The sequence below is a fragment of the Candidatus Micrarchaeia archaeon genome, assembly GCA_041650355.1.
Classification (GTDB): domain Archaea; phylum Micrarchaeota; class Micrarchaeia; order Anstonellales; family Bilamarchaeaceae; genus JAHJBR01.
In genome coordinates this window covers 1-3,897 of record JBAZLI010000081.1, presented here as the reverse complement: position 1 = coordinate 3,897, position 3,897 = coordinate 1, and the positions used below count along the sequence as shown (strand labels likewise).

The window sequence follows — 3,897 nt, the reverse complement described above, 5'->3', positions numbered from 1 at the left end:
CGCTCCTGCCCGAGAATTTCAAGCGCCCTGTTCGAAAGCACCTCATTCATGTTCATGTTGTACGGAGTTCCTGCGCCTGCCTGGTAAACGTCCAGCGGAAACTGCTCCATGTGCTTTCCAGCCATCACCTCGTCAGCGGCCTGCACAAGCGCGTTTCCAATCTTTTTGTCAAGCATGCCCAGTTCCATGTTCGCGAGCGCGCAAGCCTTCTTCACCAGAGCCAGGGAATAGATAAATTTTTCCGGCGCCCTTATCCCGCTTATTTTGAAATTCCTGAGCGCGCGCACAGTGAAGACCCCGTAATAAGCCTCAGCAGGCACGTCCACGCTTCCGAGAAAATCGCTTTCTTTCCTTGTTTTCATGCTCCCACCGCCAATCCTGATTTATGAAGCCATTTACTGTATCGTAAATTTCTGCTGAATAACCATTTTAAGCATTGTATAGCCTATAAATCCTTATGGGAACGCCCGGAACAAGCGGCAAGAGGCCTGACAAGTACGTCCACCAGCTCAAGGAGCGCCAGAAGGTGGAAAGCGACGTGTTCGACCGACGCACCCTTCTCCACGTTTCCAAGCTCATAAAGAAGGGCGTGCTCTCCAATCTGGACTATCCGGTCTCGACAGGAAAGGAGTCCATAGTATTCAAGGCCACAGCGCCTTCCGGAGCCCCGCTCGCCGTGAAGATATACAAAATCAGCACCTCCATCTTTTCGCGCAAGGGGGATTACATAAAGGGCGACCCGCGCTTCGAGAAAATAAAATGGAGCGAGAAGGACGTTGTTTACGCATTCGCGAAAAAGGAGTTCAAGAACCTGGAGATATGCGAAAAGGCGGGGGTCCATGCGCCCAAGCCGGTAATCCTGGAGGGAAACGCGGTAGTGATGGATTTCCTGGGGGATGAAAAGCTCCCTTACCCTCGACTAATCCAGACGATTTGCGAGGAAAGGCAGATGCGCATGGTGCTCGAGGACATGCGCAAACTTTACCGTGCCGGGCTGGTGCACGCGGATTTGAGCGAATACAACATACTCGTCGCAAATGACGGAACCACCTGGCTGATTGACTGGGGCCAGGGAGTGCCGCTCGCGCATCCCAAAGCCCTGGAATTCCTGGAGCGCGACGTGCGCAACGTCCTCTCTTATTTCAGGAAATTCGGCTTCGGGATGGATTTTGAGGAAGCGCTCAAATTCATAAAAAGCTGAATGCAGCTAGGCTACATCCGTTCCAGCGCATCTATTCCAAGCAGTTCCAGCGCATTCTTCAGCGTGTTCGCGGTAGCGGCCACTATCAGGAGCCTCCAGTTCCTGGCTTCTTCGCTTTCCGCGTTCAGCACCGGATTCTTCGTGTAGAACTTGCTGAACAGGGTGGAAAGTTCCAGTGCGTATTCCGCGATATAGTGCGGCCTCAAATCCGCCGCGGCTTTTTCCGCGATTTCCCGGAACTGCGCAATCTGCCTGAGCACCGCTTTTTCATCATCATTCGGCCCAGCCGTTGTAGCTCCCAAATCCATTACCTTTCCGCCCCATTTGTTCAATATTCCGCGCGTGCGCACATACGCGTACTGCAGGTAAGGTCCAGAATCCCCTTCGAGCGAAAGCGCGCGCTCCCAGTCGAAAACGATTTTTTTCTCCGGGGTCGCGCGCAGGAATGAGAATTTTATGGCCGCGATGCCTGCCCTGGAAGCGATTTTTTCCTTCTCCCCCTCGCCCATCTCCTTCCCGATTTTCTCCTTTGCGCGTTTTCCTGCCTCCTCGATAAACTCATCAACAGTGTATCCGAGCCAGGTTCCCTTCCTTCCCGAAAATTTGCCTTCTGGGAGCGTGGCGTGCTCGTAAGCGAGATGCACCAAATTGTGCGACTCTTTTTCGTATCCAAGCTCTGCGAGCGTATCCTTTATCACGGCCTGGGGGTAGCTCTGCTCCACGCCGATTATGTTTATCACTTTGTCCGCTTTCCCGAATTTCATCCTCTTTCCCTTCGGGAATGTCTTGTACGCAATTTCCCTGTTCGGCTGTTTCACGAATTCAGAATAACGGAAATCATTTGAAAGCAGCCCGAATTTCCAGAACTGAAATATGATATCTTTTCCAGTATATGTCGCGGTCCCGTCGCTCCTTATTATAACTTTCTGGTCGTCTTTCATCTCCCTGTATTTCTCCCCGAGCTGCACAATCCAGCATCCCGCGTTCTTTCCTTCCTTCTCCAGGCTGATTGCCTTGCTTTTCTTCAGCTTCTCCAGCCCTTCCTGAAAAACTATTCTTATTATGTCGCTCTCGAAAACCAGCACATCATGGTATATTCCTAGTGAAAAATCAGTCTCGTACTGCGCCTTCACCACCTTTTCGCTCAGCTCCCGCGCCTTCTCCGAAACCTCGTTCCCGCCTTCCTCCATCCTCCTGAGTATTTCGCGCACCTTCGCGCCGGTTTCGGGATTTTCCTCAATTTCCGCAGCCGCCTGGACGTATTGCTCCCCAACCCAATGGTCGAACTTTTGATCCGCTTTGGGCTCCTGGCTTCCGGGCTTCATATACCCATACAGGCTCTGCGCAACCTGGAGCCCCAAATCATCTATGTAATCCATCGCCTCCACTTCATATCCGCAGAAGCGCAGTATGCGTGCCACTGAATCCCCGAGCAACGCGTTCCTCAAATGCCCTATGTGCCAGGGCTTGTTCGGATTTACTGAAGGGAATTCAACAATCACTTTCTTCTTTTTCGTTTTCCCCTTCCCATATTCGGGATTTTTCGCCGCGTCATTCGTGAGCGCATGGAAAAATTTTGGAGAAAGGAAAAAATTTATGTACGGGCCGGTCGCGACCGTTTTCTCCACGTATTCGCTGGGCCGGAGCTTTCCAATTATATCCTTCGCAATAATTGCCGGGTTCGCTTTCCTCTCCTTCGCAATCTCAAATGCTATCCGCGAGCTCAAATCCCCAAAATTGTTTTTCGGCATCCCAAGGCTGGCCAGGGCGGTTTTTTCATCAGCCCCTGAAGCTTCCGCGAGCAATGAAGCAATTTCGCCCCTGGTTTTTTCAAGCATGGAGAACTATCAGAAGCCGGTATTTTTTAAATATTCCAGTTGAAATGAGCGCATGGATTTGGTGTACGAAGCGCTCGTTTACATTTCGCTTTTGGTTTACCTGGGGCTGCCGGTGTTCTGGTTCGTGAGGCATTACTTTTACCTCAACTACGACATGCACAGAATCGAGCTGAGGCTCACAACCTACGTCATAATGCTGGTTTTCGACGCCGCCGTATTCCTGATTTTCTCGCCGTACATATACAGCAGGTACGCGCTCCCGCCCCTGGCCGCCCCGCTCGGCTGGATCATACTGCTAGGATGGCTTGTACTGGAGGGATGGTCGCTCGCTCTTCTCGTGCGCTCCATGAAGAGCGTGAAGAAGCTGGAAACCAAGCTCGTGAAATCCGGCCCCTACTCAATCGTAAGGCACCCGATTTACATAACGCACCTCCTGTTCAATTTCGGCGCCTACCTCGTCACAGGCGCGGTAATCCCGCTCATGGTGTTCATAATGTGGGTGGTGCTCATCAAGCCCCTTGCTGATTTGGAGGACGAGGAGCTTGCGCTCAGGATAGGCGAAGAATTCCACGACTACAAAAAGAAGGTCCCGCAGCTCATTCCCAAACTCGGGTGAAAACATGGCTCAAAAGCCCATAAGCATTCAGAAGCTCGGCGCAGTGATGGTGAAGAAATTCGTTGAGATGGGCTTGCTGGAAGAGAATAAATCAGGCGCGAAAATATCCTATTTGCTCACAGACCAGGGGAGAATGCTTCTTGCGAATTTCGGGATAGAAGAGAAAGATTTGTACTGATTAGTTTTCTTTTTAGGCGAGATTATTTTTTCTCAATGCTTGCTATTGCCCCGTCATCGCTCAC

At 51.4% G+C, this 3,897-nt stretch carries 5 protein-coding genes; 3 read left to right on the top strand and 2 right to left on the bottom strand.

Annotated features, from left to right (window positions below; genetic code table 11):
• Nucleotides 1-362, bottom strand: a 362-nt coding sequence (locus WC488_04880; protein MFA5077732.1) for a lyase family protein, incomplete at its 3' end; no start/stop codon positions are given.
• 95 nt (nucleotides 363-457) lie between these two features.
• Between WC488_04880 and WC488_04875 the strand changes: the two genes are divergently transcribed.
• Nucleotides 458-1,201 carry a serine protein kinase RIO gene (locus WC488_04875; GenBank protein ID MFA5077731.1) on the top strand — a complete coding sequence of 248 codons (744 nt, stop codon included), beginning with the start codon at nucleotides 458-460 and terminating at the stop codon, nucleotides 1,199-1,201.
• 11 nt (nucleotides 1,202-1,212) lie between these two features.
• Here the strand turns inward: WC488_04875 and WC488_04870 are convergent, their stop codons facing one another.
• Complete coding sequence (locus tag WC488_04870; protein MFA5077730.1) at nucleotides 1,213-3,039, bottom strand: arginine--tRNA ligase; 1,827 nt, start codon at nucleotides 3,037-3,039, stop codon at nucleotides 1,213-1,215.
• A gap of 52 nt (nucleotides 3,040-3,091) precedes the next feature.
• Between WC488_04870 and WC488_04865 the strand changes: the two genes are divergently transcribed.
• Nucleotides 3,092-3,655 carry an isoprenylcysteine carboxylmethyltransferase family protein gene (locus tag WC488_04865; GenBank protein MFA5077729.1) on the top strand — a complete coding sequence of 188 codons (564 nt, stop codon included), beginning with the start codon at nucleotides 3,092-3,094 and terminating at the stop codon, nucleotides 3,653-3,655.
• Between the two features lie 4 nt (nucleotides 3,656-3,659).
• Nucleotides 3,660-3,833, top strand: coding sequence for a hypothetical protein (locus WC488_04860; GenBank protein ID MFA5077728.1), 174 nt, complete (start codon nucleotides 3,660-3,662; stop codon nucleotides 3,831-3,833).
• The last annotated feature ends 64 nt before the right edge of the window (nucleotides 3,834-3,897 follow it).